Raw genomic sequence first — 14,951 nt, forward strand, 5'->3', positions numbered from 1 at the left:
GGCCAACGCTGCCCGAGGTGAGACCATGAAACGGCCCGATACGCTGCCCGACACGATGCTACTGTTGGCAAAAGCCAGCTTCTGGCTTGCAGGCATGGCCCTTATGTTCATCTGGCGCTTGCTTATTTCGGCTATTCCGGACCATCATGGCGTTGGAAGGCATGGCCGCACGCCCGGCCTGCTTGCCGCAACGCAAAGGCATGACCCGGCATGATCGCGCGCATCGCATCGCTTGCTCTCCTGACGCTTCCGCTGGCCGCCCCGGCGCGGGCGATCCCGCTCGATCCGGACCATCTCATCCGCCCGGACCTGCTCGGCAGGGCCTTGGCGGCGCTCGAAACCCACAGGTCCGAGGCGGATGCGAGCCGCCTCCTCATCGTCGACTATGCGCGCCGCTCCAGCGAACCGCGTGCCTACCTTGTGAATCTCGAAACCGGCCTCGTGGAAGAAGCCTTCCGCGCCGCGCACGGGTCCGGATCGGACCCCGACCATGATGGATTCCTCGACAGCTTTTCAGATGTTCCCGGCTCGTCCGCCAGCCCTCAGGGGGCCTACCTCATTGCCGAGGAATATATTGGCAAGCATGGCCGCTCGATCCGCCTCGACGGGCTCGACAAGACCAATGCCAACGCACGGGATCGCGCTATCGTCATTCATGCAGCAGATTATGCCGAGCCGACCTTCCTGCAACAATGGGGCAAGCTCGGCCGCTCCAATGGCTGCATCGTCTTCTCGAAAGCAGACCTTGCGACCTTCCTGAAAGCAGTGCCTGAGCGGACGCTGGTCTTCGTCGGCAAGTAACGTCCCACCGGGCATCATGTTGTCAGGGCCCCAAAAATTCATAAGGTGAAAGCTGGTTACCAGGTGGGGAAACCAGCATGCATCTGAAGTTGCCGGCACATCTTTCGCTTGAGCTGAAACGGGGCTTGCTCGAGGACAATCAGACATGATCCTCCGTCGCCTGACTGAAAACGTCAAAAGCCAGAACTGGTTTGCCGTTGTCCTCGACTTCTTCATCGTCGTGCTCGGCGTGTTCATCGGCGTCCAGCTTGGAAACTGGAACACGGCCCGACGGGAGCATGAATCCTATCTTCACGCCCTTGACCGCTACCGTTCGGAGATCGTCACAAATCTCGCAACGCTCGACACGGTCGACGCGGAAGCCAATTTGCGTCTCGTCATTATCGGCAAGGCGTTCGATGCTTTGCAGACGTGCGAAGACACGCCGGAGAATGAGGATCTGATCCGCAAAGGCCTGCGCGGCCTTATGGGAACGAGCGGCCTCAAGCTGCGCACCAATGCGCTCGATGACCTGACAAGCTCTCCCATCCTGCTCGCCCAGCAGCCCGAAATCCTGCGCACACGGCTGGCTGACACACGCAACCTGATGGACGTTTTCCTCCGCGAGGCGGACTTCATCGAGTTGATCCCGCTGGAAGAGCGGGCTCAGAACAACCCCTTGCTGCGGGTGGGCGCATCAACCGACTCTATCGTCAAATATGTCGGCATGGATTACTCCCGCCCGGAACGGCAGCTCGAACTTACCGTCCCGATCAGCGAGGCCTGCAAGGACAATATGCTGAACAAATCCTTCTACACATGGGAGCGCTGGCAGGCAGCGCTTCCCGCTGTTACCCGCGTCCTGCGTGCCCGCATTGAGGAAGACCTTGAAACGCTGGGCGGACCGACGGCTCATCCTGCGTCGCAATGACTTTTTGTGCCTTGCGAACGGGCCGTCGCGTACATCGCATTGCCCTACTTTCATTAAACTTTCTACACGTCTCACATTCCTGTGAGAGGGCTGGGAATGCGCCGGGCTTTGCGCCATATCATTCGGACGAGAGCCGCCGTTCGAAACCGTTTCCCTCCCCCCTCTGGAACATCGAACGGCGCAAGGCCCGCCGTGCCATCCCAAGACCCCCACCCCGCCGATGGCACGGCGGACCGCTCTCCACGCCTACCGCGAGCCATTTCTTAAACTTCGGACAGATCGCCGTTCGCTGCGACGGAACCCCGTAATTGCCACGTTCAATTGTCGTGACCCAATTAGGACAGGTCATGTTCGCTGTGGTTTACCCCCCTCGACCACGAACGAAGCGAGTCGCCCGCCATGCCATCCCTTCCCTTGCCTCCCCGGATCGGCATGGCGGGCTCACCTTTCCGGCCTGATGCGCCGCACTTGCTTTCGCCCGGCAGACCGTTACATCCGCGGCCATGCTCACCATCACGAACCTCGATTACCAGGTCGAAGCCCGGCCATTGTTCGAATCTGCCTCGGCGCAGGTTTCTGCCGGCTGGAAAGTGGGCCTTGTCGGCCGCAATGGCACCGGCAAATCGACCCTGCTGCGCCTGATCCGCGAAGACGTCGAACACCCGAGCGCTGACGCCGCGATTCGCCTGAACACCGGCGCCCGGCTCGGCTGGGTCGCGCAGGAGGTCGCCGCGAGCGACCAGACCATTCTCGACGTTGTCCTCGCGGCCGACGCCGAACGCCACGCCCTGATGCAGGAAGCAGAGACCGCGACCGACCCCAACCGCATCGGCGAAATCCACGAACGCCTGACCGACATCGACGCCTGGTCGGCAGAAGCGCGCGCGGCGGAAGTGCTACATGGCCTCGGCTTCTCGGACGTGGACCTCGGCCGCGCAACAAAAGAATTTTCGGGCGGTTGGCGCATGCGCGCCGCGATTGCCGGCGTCCTGTTCTCGCAGCCGGATGTCCTATTGCTGGACGAACCGACGAACTATCTCGATCTTGAAGGAGCCGCCTGGCTGGAAGGCTACATCAAGAAATATCCGTACACAGTCATCATGGTCAGCCATGACCGGGAAATGCTGAACCGGTGCGTTACGCATACAATGGCGCTGGAACACAAGAAGCTCTCCATCACGCCGGGCGGCTATGACGACTGGCTGAAGCAGCGCGCGGCGAAGCTTGCCCAGCTCGAGTCCCAGAAGGTGAAACAAGAGAAGGAGCGCGCGCACCTGCAGAGCTTTGTCGACCGCTTCCGCGCCAAGGCTTCCAAGGCGCGCCAGGCCCAGTCCCGCATCAAGATGCTGGAGAAGATGCAGGACATCTCCATCCCGGTCTCCGACCGCACGACGCCCTTCCACTTCCCGCCACCCGCAGACAAGCTCGCACCGCCCATGCTGGATTTGCGGGATGCCGACCTCGGCTATGGCGATGACGCCCTGATCCTCAAAAAGGTAAACCTTCGTCTCGACCCGGACGATCGCATCGCGATTGTCGGCGCCAACGGACAAGGCAAGACCACGCTGGTCAAATCCATCGCCGAGCGCCTGCCTCTCATGGGCGGCAAGCGCGTCACGCCAAAGGCCGTCCGCATCGGCTATTTCTCGCAGGACCAACTCGACGAACTCACCGAAGGCGACACGGTGCTCGATCACGTCCGCCGTCTCCTGCCGCCGGAAACACCGCCCGCAAAAGTGCGCGCCGCCGCCGCGGCCATGGGCTTCTCCGCCGAGAAGGTAGAGACCAAAGTCGAGAAGCTGTCAGGTGGCGAAAAAGTCCGCCTGCTGCTCGGCCTCATGTCGCACAGTGCGCCGCACATCCTAATCCTCGACGAACCGACCTCGCACCTCGACATCGACAGCCGCGAGGCACTGATCTACGCGCTCAACGATTTTCCCGGCGCTGTCCTGCTGATCACCCACGATGTCTACCTCGCCGAGGCGACGGCAGACCGGCTGTGGCTGGTGAAGGACGGCCGCGCGGTCACCTATGACGGCGACCTCGAAGACTATCGCGCCCTCGTCATGAAGGCCGACCGCGCCGAAGCGAAGGAGGCAAAAGCGAAGCAGGCTGCGCCGAAACAGGAAGACCCGGAAGCACGCAAGCGCCTGTCAGCACTTAAGAAACAGGCGCGAGAGGCGGAAGAACGTCTGGAAAAGGCGAACGCAGCGATCGCCCGGATAGATGCGACGCTTGCCGACAAAAACCCGTCTCCGGATGAAGTATCAAGACTTCTCGCAGACCGCGCGGGCCATGCCGACGCCGCAGCGATCGCCGAAGCTGCCTGGCTCGAGGCCGCCGAGGCGCTGGAAGCAGCCTCGGCCTAATCGCGCTCCAACGCGCGCCAGCCAATGTCGCGGCGGCAGAAGCCTTCCGGCCAGTCGATGGCGTCAACGCCGGCATAGGCCCGATCGATGGCTTCGCGTAAGGTTGACCCGCTCGCCGTCACGTTCAGCACGCGCCCGCCATTCGCCGTCAGCAGGCCGATTTCGTTCATGTCGGTGCCGGCATGGAACACTTTGACACCCGGCAAGTCATTGGCCTTGCCCACATGCTTGATGACCGAGCCTTTTTCGACCGTACCCGGATAGCCCTGCGCGGCCATCACCACCGTCGCCGATGGCTCGAATGCGTCAAGTTCCAGCAGCCCCTCGAACGCTGCCTCGTTACCGGCAAGGCCGCCGGTCGACGCAGCAAGAATGGCCGGCACAATGTCGCCCTTCAGCCCCTTCATCAGCACCTGGCATTCCGGGTCGCCGAAGCGGGCATTGAACTCGACGACTTTCGGCCCCTCCGCCGTGACCATTACGCCGATATAGAGCACGCCCTGATACGGCATACCGTCCTTCGACATGCCTTTCAGCATCGGCTCGGCAATCTCGCGCTTCACCCGGCTCATGATGTCGGGCGTCACCACCGGCGCCGGCGCGTAGGCGCCCATGCCGCCGGTATTCGGCCCGGTATCGCCATCGCCGACACGCTTATGGTCCTGTGCCGCCGGCAGGTAGATCGCACCTTCGCCATCGGTGATGACGAAAATGCTGGCTTCCTCGCCATGCATGAATTCCTCGATCACGAGCGTTGCGGAGGCATCGCCGAACTTGCCGGACAGCATGTCCTCGATCTCGGCATCGGCCTCTTCCAGCGACTGCGCGATCACTACGCCCTTGCCGGCTGCAAGCCCGTCCGCCTTCAGCACATACGGCGCCTCCATTGTGCGCAGGAAGGCCTTGGCGAGGCCTGGCTCGGTGAACTCGCCATAGGCCGCCGTCGGCACGCCATAAGCCTTCATCCGGCCTTTGGAGAAGGCTTTGGAGGCTTCGAGCTGTGCCGCCTGCTGGCTTGGCCCAAACACGTCGAAGCCCCTCGCCCGCAGCACATCGGACAGGCCCGCCGCCAGCGGCGCCTCGGGCCCGATCACGACCAGGTCCGGCTCAAGCTGCAGCGTCAGCATTACGAGGTTGTCGACGTCGGTAACTGCCACGTCGAAACACGGCCCCTCCTCATCCATGCCGGGATTGCCCGGCGTGGAGTGCACCACGTCCACCAGGCCCGACTGGGCCATCTTCCATGCGAGCGCGTGTTCCCGCCCGCCCGATCCGATCAAGAGAATGTTCATGGGCCCGCTCAATGCGCGGGTTGGCCGGATTGTGCAAGCCGGAATGGCGCGAACCGTGGCAGCCGCGAGGCCTTGCCCCTGCCTGCAACCCCGTCCAAAACACTGTCCATGTCCGATGCACCCGCCCCCTCCAACGATGCCGCCCTCAGCGTCTCCGATCTGGCGGCAAGCCTGAAACGCACGATCGAGACGAATTTCGACCATGTCGTCGTGCGTGGAGAGCTTGGCCGCGTCACAATCGCCCGTTCCGGCCACATGTATTGCGACCTGAAGGACGAGAAGGCCGTCCTCAATACGGTCATGTGGAAAGGCCAGGTCGACCGGCTGCCCTTCCGGCCGGAGGAAGGCCTCGAAGTCATCGCCACCGGCCGCCTCTCCATCTACGAAGGCCGCTCGAACTACCAGATGATCGCCTCTTCCATGCGCCCTGCTGGCGCAGGCGCCTTGATGGCCCTTCTGGAGGAGCGCAAGAAGAAGCTTGCCGCAGAAGGCCTCTTCGCGGCCGAGCACAAGAAGCAGCTGCCCTTCCTGCCGCGCACCATCGGCGTGGTGACCAGCCCCACGGGCGCCGTCATCCGCGACATCCTCCACCGTATCCGCGACCGCTTCCCCGTCCGCGTCATCGTCTGGCCGGCCCTCGTGCAGGGCGACCAGGCCGCCGCGCAGGTGACCGCCGGCATCCGCGGCTTCAATGCCATGACCGGGCCGGACCGCCCGGACGTGCTGATCGTCGCCCGCGGCGGTGGCTCCATCGAGGATCTCTGGCCCTTCAATGAGGAAATCGTCGTCCGCGCCGCCTTCGAGAGCGAGATCCCGCTGATCTCGGCCGTCGGGCACGAGACCGACACGACGCTGATCGACTATGTCTCCGACGCCCGCGCGCCGACGCCGACGGGCGCTGCCGAAATCGCCGTGCCGGTAAGGCAAGACCTGCTCCTGCAGACCGGCGAGCAGGGCGAGCGCCTGAAACGCGCCCTCGCCCGCCGCACCGGCCAGGCGAAGGACAAACTCGCCGCCGCGCGCCTGCCCCGGCCGGAAACCCTGTTGCAGTCGAAACGCCAGCGGCTGGACTACGCCGCCGCCACGCTGCCCCGCGCCGCCCTTGCACTCACCCAGAAGGCTCGTGTGCGCCTCTCGCATCTGGCGCTCAGCCCGGCCAGCCTGCGCAGTGAAATCCGCACCTCTAAACAGCGCCTGCGCGATGTGGCCGTCCGCGCGCGCCCGGCGCTCACGCGCCTAATGCTGCAGCGCGCAACGGCACTTGCCGCACAGGGCAAGCTGCTCGAAACCCTGTCCTATCAGGCGACGCTTAGCCGGGGGTTCGCGATCGTGCGCGATGACAAGGGCCGCCTCGTCCGCTCCGCCGCGCCCGCCGCAAGCGCGGAGGCCCTGAGGGTCACCTTCGCGGATGGCGATGTTGATGTTGTACCGGCATCCGGCGGCTCAGAAACGCATCCAAAGTCACGGAAATCACCCTCTAAAGGCACACAGGGGTCATTGTTCTGACGTCAATATTGCCGCATCGGACGCAGCTTGTCCCACAGGGCATCTGTCTGTATTCCCCGACTATGCTCAAGCGCACTGCCCTCACGCAACAACAGGTCCGGCCTCATATGCCGGCGCGCGCTTGTGCCTGCCTGACGCCCTGCTGACCCTGCAGTCACAGCGCATCCGGCCAACAAGCCCCGCCACCCGGCGGGGCTTTTGTTTTGGCCCCGCCAACCCCCCGAGGACCAAAAGATGACTTTCAAATCCGACACCGAAATCGCAGCCCTGACAGCAGCTTTCCGCAACCGCACCCTGCCAAAAGCAAAATGGACCCACGCCGCCCACTGGGCTGTCGCTCTGTGCCTGATTGCCGAAAACGAGGCTGTAGCGCGGCGTGACATGCCAGGAATGATCCGGGCTTATAATGAAGCAGTAGGCGGACGAAACACCGACAGCGAGGGGTATCATGAGACCATCACGGTCGCATCGCTTCGCGCGGCGTCTCATGAAATCGCCAGCGCCTCCTTTGGCACGCCGCTTCATGTTGTGCTGGCAAATCTTATGTCGGGCCCCTACGGAAAGCCTGACTGGATCTTCACCTATTGGAGCAGGGAATGTGTATTCAGCTTCAAGGCACGGCGGGAATGGGTGGAGCCTGATGTCCAGCCGCTGCCCTTCTGAGTGCCTAGGCTTCGAGGTCTTCTGCCAGGACCGTCATCTGGAACTGGTAGGAGACTTCACCCTCATCCACATCCTTGTAGACGACGGCCAGGAACTCCGCGCCGAGATAGACTTCGACAGAATCATCGGTCTTGTCCCGCGGCAGCAAGCGCAGGCCGGGATTGAGCTTCTGCTTGAGGTACGCTTCGAGGCGCAGCGTTTCTTCGCGATCCATTGCGGATATCCTTTCCATCAGCGGCCGCACCCTAGACATTTTGGCCGCCCGCGCAACCGTGACGCTGCGTTCAGATTCCGCCGGATTCAGCCAGACAATGTGCCGCCAATTCGTCAACGGCCTCGCCATATCTCTCCGGCAGCAGCCGCATCAGTTCGGCCTTGTCGATCTGGCCGCAATCCATCAGCGACAGCACCATGGCCGTATCATTCTGGATGCGTTTCATTTCCTCGACAGAGGCCCGGCTGGCGCCAGCTTTCCTCAGGGCTTTTTCATTCTCGCGAGCCGCGATGTTCCGAACCGTTAAATTCCACGCCAGGGGCAGTATCTGATCGATGGATTCGGTATGCGCGAGTGCAGCAGGCCAGTCCTCTTCCATGATAAAAATAAAGCCCATATTTTCTTCCGTGTACGCTACGCCGACTCTCGTTGCGCCCCGGTCGGCCCTGACTTTTGCCGCGATCCGGAGCTCCGAGAGGGCTTCCTGCAGCGCTTCGTTGCGCTCACGCCCTTCAGGCAACTGATTCTGTGCTGCCAGAGCGATGAGCGTGGTCCCGACGCCGTGATGCGCGAGTTGGGACTGCTCCAGCGTTATATCCTGCGAATCCTGTTCCATAAGGCGCGCGGCCTGACTGAAGGACCGGTACGCCAGAAGGGCGTCGCCACGTTTGCGCAGGCATTGCCCTTTCCACAGGAGCAGCATGGGCTCTGTCAGGTCACGCGCGCCCGCCTGATTGACATAGTCGACCACGGTCGAGCAGCCACGGTTCCAGCTAAGAGAGTTTCCGTTCGCCTTGCGATACTCAAGCATGGCCAGCCCCGCAGCCCCAATCGCCTGGTCCTCAAGGTTGCCGTGTTCATCCAGCAATTCCTGAAAACGGTTTCGAACAGTTGTCGAATCGACCTGCCCCCCCCAATCATCGAGCGCGGCCTGCATCAGAATGCGCTGCGGCTCCGTCAGCAGACTGACAGAACCAGACTGATCGGCGCGGAGCACCATCGAAACGACTTGCGAAGTGACCTCGTTCATCGGCTTGCCGAAAATATGATCGCGGGCAATGGCGACGGCCTGATCCTTGTATCCGGCAATCTGACGCGCCGACCCGGCCTGCTGAAGCTCGCGCGACAATTCCGCTTGCCTCCGCGCCGATTCATTTTCCTCACGGATCGCCACAAGCTGCGCCTGCGTGGATTCGCGCTGGCGGCTGGCTTCACCCGCGACGATCCGCAAGTTCACTTCATTAAGTTGGGCTTGCCGGGCATACTCCGACCTAAGCCCCTGTAGTTCGAAGTAGAAGTATAGAACACTTCCCACCGCGATCACGGCAGCTGTGGCCAGCAAAGCGGCGAGCGCGCGCATCAGGAAGCGAAATGCGTTCTGTTCGCCCTGCAATTCCATCAACAGGTCTAACGAGGAGACCGGCGAGCGCGAATTATCGTTCCCAGCGTCCATGTCCTATATTCCCTCCATGGGCTTCACACGCGCGCCCTTCCAGACGCCCGCGCCGAACATGGGCTCGAGCAAAAGCCGCATACCGGTGTCTTCGTCGTTTTCGCGAATGAACGCCTCGGCGATAAGCAATTTGATCCGGGTTTGGCGTGTCCGCCACATCTTGAGGGCGGTGCCGATCGCCGTGGCGACAAAGAAATTGGATGCGCCAAGGATTCGTTCCGGATTATTGGCAAAGATCCTTTCGCCAACAGGCAGTGGATAGTCCCCGAAAAAGGTCATCAGAAAAATGCTGAACGCCATGAGTGCTGCAAGCATCGCTCCGACGAGGATATACCTGTTGAAACGCGATTCCGCCTTCAGGGCTTCCCGGTGCGTTCCGATCAGGGGGCTGATGGAATTGATCATGCCGGATCAGGATCCCGCGCCACCCGAAAGCCGATTGAATCGTCGCGCCCTGTATCCGGATAGGAATCGCGCGTTGCCGACCGGACATAGGAGGGAACCTTCTCCCATGAACCGCCACGCACAACACGTGTGCGGCATCCGGTCTTGTCCTCGACATTAGCATTGCCTGCCCGGCCGAGATAATCGTGGAACCAGCAATCCGCCGTCCATTCTGCCACATTGCCGTGCATTTCATGCAGCCCGAACGCATTGGCCGGATAATGTCCCGCCGGCATGGGCTGGCGTGGCCATGTGCCCTTCGCGCTGCCATTGTATTGGCGCCCGGCATTGAAGTTCGCCTGCTTGTCGCTGAGCGTATCACCCGTGTTGAACGCGGTGGCCGTTCCGGCCCGGGCCGCATACTCCCACTCCGCCTCGCTGAGCAGCCTATAGGGCTCCCCGTCAACCTGTTCATTCAGCCAACGGATATAATCCATCGCTTCGGGCCACGTGATATTAACGACGGGCATCGCGCCGCGTGTCCACTGTTCCGACCGCGTTTCCGCGCGGGCCTTGTTTGCGGCGCAACCGCCATCGGCAATACAGGCATCCAATTGAGCCCACGTAATCTCTGTCGCAGACGCAGCAAAAACACCCACGCTCGCCTGCCATTGCGGACCTTCAGTCCCCTTTCGCTCGGCTTCGCTTTCCGGCGACCCCATGAGAAACGAGCCTGCCGGGATTGCCACCATGTCCGGGCAGGCCGCGCAATCCTTGAATTTGCGCTGCTCCACTTCAGCACTCGTCATCGCTGCCGAAAAGGCCGCCATCCGCAACATCGACGAAACTTCGTTGAATTTGGGAATGGCGGGTCCGTCTGCGTCCGGTCCGGCTGTGGACCTCGTACCAGCCGGCAAGCGGCTCGAAAGCACAGAGCCGGAAATCTCCGCCGGCGCCGGTACCGGGGCGCCACTGCACCCGGCAAAGCAAAAATCCGCGCCTGTGAGACCTGAATTGTAGAAGGGCGTCTGAAGGCCGCCGGTCGCTGCGTTCACACTGTCGGCGACCCGCTTGAACACCTGCTCGGCGATCAGGTTCTTCTGCGAAATCGTTTGCGACAGGGCGACGGCAAAGGCCGAGTTCGATCCATCGCCGTCATACGCCACGTAACCGGGGGCAGTTGAATAGGATATCAATAATCCGCGCGCAGGCTTGACCTCTGCGAGGCCTCCACCGGCACTGCGCGTGGCGCTCGGCAAGGGATTGTCGCGGCATGCATCGAGGATCACGAAGTTCACGGAATTTCCGGCATCTTCCACGTATCTCAGCGCATCTCCGAGGCGCGGTGCCTGGCGCCAGATGTCCTGTTCGGAACGGGCATTGGCGTCGACCGGGACAAGATAGTTAAGGCCCTGAGACTGGACCCCGTGCCCTGCATAATAGATGAGACCGACCGACGTTGTGCCAGCCGCCTTGAGGCGCGCACCGTGTGCCGCAAACGCCTCTTCCATTTGCGCCTCTGTGCCATTCAGCAGAACGCTTACCTGGAAGCCCACTTCGCTCAGCGCATCTGCCATGAGGCGTGCATCATTCTCCGGATTGGAAAGCTTCCAGGCGGGCTGATGATAGTCGGAATTTCCGATAACCAGCGCAAAACGCTGCGGCGGCGCCGGATCGGCCAGCGCGACGAGCGAACAGACAGCGCCTACAAAGCCAAGCAAAACAAGGCGAAGCATGGTGCGGGTCCCCTTCCCTTGAGATCAAACCGCCTTCCCCAGCGCGAACCTAACCTAAACGCAATTTGGCAGGCTCGAAAAGGGGGGTGATCGAAGGAGTGCGCCGTTGCTTATTCGGTCGCCGGCCGCTGGGCAGATGTCGGCAGCCTTGCCAGTTCCTTGGCTTGCCCGACCCAGTTATCGCGCTCGATCCGGCCCTTGAAATGTTCGAGTTTTTCGTCGACCCACTCGACATCACGCGGGGTCCATTCCGCGATTTGCCAGAAATAGTAGACGCCGACTTCGTTCAGCAGCTCACCCAACATCGGGCCGACACCGTTGATTTCTTCCAGATCGTCACCCGAACCAAACGCAGCCTCCGTCAGAAGGTTGGCACGATCGCCGGGACGGCGCGCTGCATCAATCGGATCCGATACGGCCTGAACCGTCCGGCGCTGTGGCGCCTTCGCAGTCGTCGCGCGAGCGGGCGGCGGTGGTGGCAGAGGCTCAACGATTTCCTCATAGTCGCGTGAACGTGCTTCATAGGTCGGCGGGGTATAGGCCGGCGGGCGGTAAGCATAATCCGGCTCCGGCCGTAGATAGCCTCCGTCACGCGACCGCAGCATGTGATGAATGGCGGCGAGGCTGTACTCGATGGAGGTCAGCCTGTTCTCTACCGCCCCCATGTCGAGGCGCGCATCCAGTTTGCGAACCGTTGAGACGACCGGCGAAAGGTCCGGCTCACGCAGCGAGAGGACCGATTCCTGCAGCGCAGCGAGCCGGCGCTCAACCGGCGCAAAGTCCGGCATCGACTGCAACTCGAGACGAACTGCTCCGATAGCCGACTCGAGGGCCGCAATCCGGCTTTGGACCGGCGTCAAATCCACGCCTGACCTCGCGATTATGCCGACCGTATTTTCAATTCCTGATACTTTGGAATGCATGGACGCCGTTCCGCCTTCAATATCGGACAGCTTTGTGTGCAGTATCCGAAGCTCATCAGACGGACTGCGCAGATAGGTTTCCATCTGACGCAGGCGCTCCATGACCGGCGCAAGATCGACTTCCGGAGGTGGTCCAGCAATACTTCCGACCGCCGCCTCAATCCTGGCGAGCCGTTCCTTGACGGAATCCAGGTCAGGCACGCGCAAGCCGGCAAGTGACGACGACAGGGTCGACATGCGGATCGTCAGATTTTCAAGATCAGCCTTGCGCTGAGTGTCGAGGCGCTCGGCGAATTCGGCGAGACGCGTCTCCATCGCCCCAAGATGTGCGCGAAGCGGCTCTATATCAGCGGTCGGAAGATCCAGATTTTCAAGCGCAAGCTCCAGCCGAGCAAGGCCGGAATGGACCGGTCCGAGGTCTGTTTCCGGAATGCTCTGTGCCCGAATTGAGTCCTCCAGTTGCACGAGGCGGGATTCAATCGGATCCAGATCCGTGTTTTGAATCCGGGATACATCGTTTGAGACGGACAGGATTGAGCTTTCAAGCTCTGCCAGCCTTTCAGCAATCCGTTCTATCGAAGCATCAGGCTGCTGCAACAGGGTCTCGACCTTGCCAAACCGCTCATTGAGCTGACCGAGCCCCGGCATGATGTTGCCAGTGGCTGCCATCGCATGTTCGATGCGCACAAGGCGCTCGTTCAGGGGGCTGATGTCCGGTACGCGGATGCCCGATACGACAGCCCGCAGGTCTGCCAAGCTCGTGTTGAGATCATCCTTCGTCGCCGGGACTATCGCGTCCTTCCGGCTGGCGCGCGAAATCAATTCCTCATGATAGGTCGTCACATCCTCATAGTTGCGGCGGAACCACCACCAGGCAAGCCAGGCGCCCAGTGCAGCCGCAAGGGCCATGAGGAAGAAAATCTTGAGAAACAGGAACCACATGGCGGGTACTCTTGCAGGGGCCACGCGCCCCCTTTGGGGTTAAAACTCATTCCGAGGCGCGCACGACCCGAATTTCGATACGACGATTACGGGATCTGCCCGCCGGTGACGTGTTGACGGCGATCGGCCGGCTTGCCCCATAACCTTCAGCAACCAGCCGCTGCGGACTGACATCCCGCGCAATCAGTGCGTTGCGGACCGCATATGCACGATTGCGGCTGAGCGTCATGTTCGAATCCGGTAGCCCCGTTGAATCGGTATGCCCCTCGATGCGGAGCGTTCCAGGACAGGCTTTCACTGCAGCGGCCACCCGATCCAGCAATTCGTTGCTCGACGGATCGATCACCGCACTTGCGGATGCAAATTCAATGCGCGCATCGCCGAGGAGTCCTTCAAGATTTGACTCACAGTTAGCGACATCTTCGTGGGTGATGATTTCGATGGTTCCGATCGTGCCGAAGGGAAGGCTGGCATAAGCCTGCGCCCGAACCTCCGACGCATCGGCTTTGCCAAGCTCGCATCTGAAATTGAATTTTCCATCCTCGATCGACGACCGCCCGGCATCGCACTGGCTGATCGTGTTGATCCCTCTCAGCGCAACCGGCAGATAGCCATTCGGCACGTCGGCGCGAACCACCTGAAGCTCGTCTTCCACAGACAACACGCGCGGAGGTGCAATGCGGACACGCGCCGCCTCCAAGATCGCATCTCTGGTGGCTTCATCCGGCACATCACCCGTCAAACGAAGGATTCCGTTTGCCAAGCTAAATTGCCACTCTGGCAATGCCGCAACTTCTTCCGTAGACGGCAATTCGGCACCGTCCGCCGCCTCGTTCGGATCTCGCGCGGGCGGGACCAATGCGATGCGCTTTACAGTGACCCGGGTCACCGGCGCTGCTGGACCAAAAGGCGTTGACGCTTTCGCTGCCTTCACCACACGCTCCGCAGACCGCGCAGCTTCGTTCGACGGAGGCAGCCCTTCCAGCGTCACCCACTGGCCGGAAGCAGATGCTTTCGTCCAATCTACACCATCCGCATCAAGCGCCGCCGTAGCCGCAGCAGCAGCGGAACGCTCAACGTCCTTCGCGAATGGAAACAAAGCATATAATGCAAGAAGGCCAAGACCGAGCGCGGGCAGAAGCCCAAAAGGAGCAAACGGCAACGCGCCTTCTCGCCGCACAATGCGGCGCACGCGCTGCATGCGCGAGACGGTATACCGTTCGTCCGACTCGTAACTCACCTGCCATCCCCTTCTCACCCGAAAAAACTCGGGAAAGCAAATACCTTGAATGCAAAACTCTAGACGAAACCAAAAACACCGCCAATATCATCGGCGGCTGGCATCTCGTTGAAGCTGAAGAAATTTTGTCGTTCCGGCATTATATTCGCGCAGGGGACGAATAGACGGCAACATTGGTCTCTCGTGGCGCGAATGAGCCAATTTGAATTTGGGCACGTGACCGCTTTTCCATAGTGGATCAGGATTCCAAAGATGCTGTCTTCCAAGTCACTTCGGGTGTTTTTGCTGACAATTGCCTTCGCTGCATCGGGCGCCGTCTCGATCGCGGACCAGCTCCCAGTGCCTGAGAGCCAGATTTCGATCACGACAACACAAGGCGTTGAATTGCTGCGCACCGCTGAGGCAATTATCGACTATGGGCATTGAGCACGTATTTCGTGACCCAGGACCATCCATCCTTCTGTGGCCCGGCCAGCATCGCAATGATCCTCAACGCCGCGGAAATCAAACGGCCAAAA

The 14,951-nt window shown here is 61.3% G+C and carries 14 protein-coding genes and 1 pseudogene; 8 read left to right on the forward strand and 7 right to left on the reverse strand.

Annotated elements, in window-relative coordinates; genetic code table 11:
* Positions 1-25: 25 nt before the first annotated feature.
* The 4 genes from R3C13_RS07390 to R3C13_RS07405 all read left to right on the forward strand — a co-directional run bounded on the left by R3C13_RS07390 (position 26) and on the right by R3C13_RS07405 (position 4,080).
* On the forward strand, positions 26-214 hold the full coding sequence (locus R3C13_RS07390) for a hypothetical protein (RefSeq protein WP_371310175.1): 189 nt from the start codon (positions 26-28) through the stop codon (positions 212-214).
* On the forward strand, positions 211-801 hold the full coding sequence (locus R3C13_RS07395) for a murein L,D-transpeptidase catalytic domain-containing protein (RefSeq protein ID WP_371310176.1): 591 nt from the start codon (positions 211-213) through the stop codon (positions 799-801). The genes R3C13_RS07390 and R3C13_RS07395 overlap by 4 nt, the downstream gene beginning before the upstream one ends.
* 145 nt (positions 802-946) lie before the next feature.
* The gene (locus R3C13_RS07400; protein WP_371310177.1) at positions 947-1,711 is read left to right on the forward strand and encodes a hypothetical protein; all 765 of its coding nucleotides are present in this window, start codon (positions 947-949) and stop codon (positions 1,709-1,711) included.
* Positions 1,712-2,214: 503 nt separating this feature from the next.
* On the forward strand, positions 2,215-4,080 hold the full coding sequence (locus R3C13_RS07405; RefSeq protein ID WP_371310178.1) for an ABC-F family ATP-binding cassette domain-containing protein: 1,866 nt from the start codon (positions 2,215-2,217) through the stop codon (positions 4,078-4,080).
* Here the strand turns inward: R3C13_RS07405 and purD are convergent.
* The gene (gene purD, locus R3C13_RS07410) at positions 4,077-5,372 is read right to left on the reverse strand and encodes a phosphoribosylamine--glycine ligase (RefSeq protein ID WP_371310179.1); all 1,296 of its coding nucleotides are present in this window, start codon (positions 5,370-5,372) and stop codon (positions 4,077-4,079) included. The two genes, R3C13_RS07405 and purD, sit on opposite strands and share 4 nt — an antisense overlap.
* Positions 5,373-5,480: 108 nt before the next feature.
* Between purD and xseA the strand changes: the two genes are divergently transcribed.
* Together xseA and R3C13_RS07420 are read left to right on the forward strand one after the other, a co-directional pair.
* Positions 5,481-6,878: an exodeoxyribonuclease VII large subunit gene (xseA, locus tag R3C13_RS07415; RefSeq protein ID WP_371310180.1), complete on the forward strand. Its 1,398-nt coding sequence runs from the start codon at positions 5,481-5,483 to the stop codon at positions 6,876-6,878.
* A gap of 234 nt (positions 6,879-7,112) precedes the next feature.
* Positions 7,113-7,541 carry a hypothetical protein gene (locus R3C13_RS07420; protein ID WP_371310181.1) on the forward strand — a complete coding sequence of 143 codons (429 nt, stop codon included), beginning with the start codon at positions 7,113-7,115 and terminating at the stop codon, positions 7,539-7,541.
* A 4-nt stretch (positions 7,542-7,545) separates the two neighbouring features.
* Here R3C13_RS07420 and R3C13_RS07425 read toward each other — a convergent pair whose 3' ends face one another.
* From R3C13_RS07425 to R3C13_RS07450, 6 genes are all read right to left on the reverse strand, one after another.
* Positions 7,546-7,755, reverse strand: coding sequence for a DUF3126 family protein (locus R3C13_RS07425; RefSeq protein ID WP_371310182.1), 210 nt, complete (start codon positions 7,753-7,755; stop codon positions 7,546-7,548).
* Positions 7,756-7,825: 70 nt separating this feature from the next.
* Positions 7,826-9,208, reverse strand: coding sequence for a hypothetical protein (locus tag R3C13_RS07430; RefSeq protein WP_371310183.1), 1,383 nt, complete (start codon positions 9,206-9,208; stop codon positions 7,826-7,828).
* A gap of 3 nt (positions 9,209-9,211) precedes the next feature.
* Positions 9,212-9,613 carry a hypothetical protein gene (locus R3C13_RS07435; RefSeq protein WP_371310184.1) on the reverse strand — a complete coding sequence of 134 codons (402 nt, stop codon included), beginning with the start codon at positions 9,611-9,613 and terminating at the stop codon, positions 9,212-9,214.
* Complete coding sequence (locus tag R3C13_RS07440; protein ID WP_371310185.1) at positions 9,610-11,328, reverse strand: SUMF1/EgtB/PvdO family nonheme iron enzyme; 1,719 nt, start codon at positions 11,326-11,328, stop codon at positions 9,610-9,612. Before R3C13_RS07440 ends, R3C13_RS07435 begins: the two co-directional genes overlap by 4 nt.
* A 110-nt stretch (positions 11,329-11,438) precedes the next feature.
* Positions 11,439-13,193, reverse strand: coding sequence for a hypothetical protein (locus tag R3C13_RS07445; RefSeq protein WP_371310186.1), 1,755 nt, complete (start codon positions 13,191-13,193; stop codon positions 11,439-11,441).
* Between the two features lie 46 nt (positions 13,194-13,239).
* The gene (locus R3C13_RS07450) at positions 13,240-14,433 is read right to left on the reverse strand and encodes an OmpA family protein (protein WP_371310187.1); all 1,194 of its coding nucleotides are present in this window, start codon (positions 14,431-14,433) and stop codon (positions 13,240-13,242) included.
* 252 nt (positions 14,434-14,685) lie between these two features.
* Between R3C13_RS07450 and R3C13_RS07455 the strand changes: the two genes are divergently transcribed.
* Together R3C13_RS07455 and R3C13_RS07460 are read left to right on the forward strand one after the other, a co-directional pair.
* Positions 14,686-14,859, forward strand: a complete 174-nt coding sequence (locus R3C13_RS07455; protein WP_371310188.1) for a hypothetical protein — start codon at positions 14,686-14,688, stop codon at positions 14,857-14,859.
* An 11-nt stretch (positions 14,860-14,870) separates the two neighbouring features.
* A pseudogene (locus R3C13_RS07460) lies at positions 14,871-14,942 on the forward strand (hypothetical protein); the annotation flags it as partial.
* Positions 14,943-14,951: the final 9 nt, after the last annotated feature.

It is taken from the genome of Hyphomonas sp. (assembly GCF_041398385.1).
In the GTDB taxonomy this organism is placed as follows: domain Bacteria; phylum Pseudomonadota; class Alphaproteobacteria; order Caulobacterales; family Hyphomonadaceae; genus Hyphomonas.